The sequence below is a fragment of the Psychrobacter sp. Sarcosine-02u-2 genome (assembly GCF_002836335.1).
Lineage (GTDB): Bacteria > Pseudomonadota > Gammaproteobacteria > Pseudomonadales > Moraxellaceae > Psychrobacter > Psychrobacter faecalis.
In genome coordinates this window covers 1-310 of record NZ_PJBX01000083.1, presented here as the reverse complement: position 1 = coordinate 310, position 310 = coordinate 1, and the positions used below count along the sequence as shown (strand labels likewise).

Here is a 310-nt window from a genome sequence, read left to right as displayed (position 1 = left end):
ATTGAAGAGTTGGAGTGATCACAGTTTAGACTGAGGAGAAATCATAATGAATGGGTCAATGCATGGCATGATGAACGGCTCAATGATGTATGGCATGGGCTGGGTTATGATGCTTATCTGTTTGTTATTCACCCTACTATTTTTCGCAGTACTAGTACTAACAATCATGGCACTGCTCAAGTATTTGCGTGATAAAAACTAAATTCCAATTGAAAAGTATAGAAATTATTTTTTAGAGGTTTTTAGATTAATGATTAGATGAATAGCAATCGAGGATTGATGATAGTGCTTTAAGAGTTGTACTTATTAT

Annotated in this window: 1 protein-coding gene; it reads left to right on the top strand. The window is 34.2% G+C overall.

The features are described 5' to 3' along the window. Positions 1-46: 46 nt before the first annotated feature. Positions 47-202: a hypothetical protein gene (locus CXF58_RS13800; RefSeq protein WP_156770962.1), complete on the top strand. Its 156-nt coding sequence runs from the start codon at positions 47-49 to the stop codon at positions 200-202. The last annotated feature ends 108 nt before the right edge of the window (positions 203-310 follow it).

Excerpts from the sequence above, each read along its gene's own strand:
- CXF58_RS13800 (WP_156770962.1), top strand. The coding sequence starts at position 47 with ATGAATGGGTCAATGCATGGCATGATGAACGGCTCAATGATGTATGGC.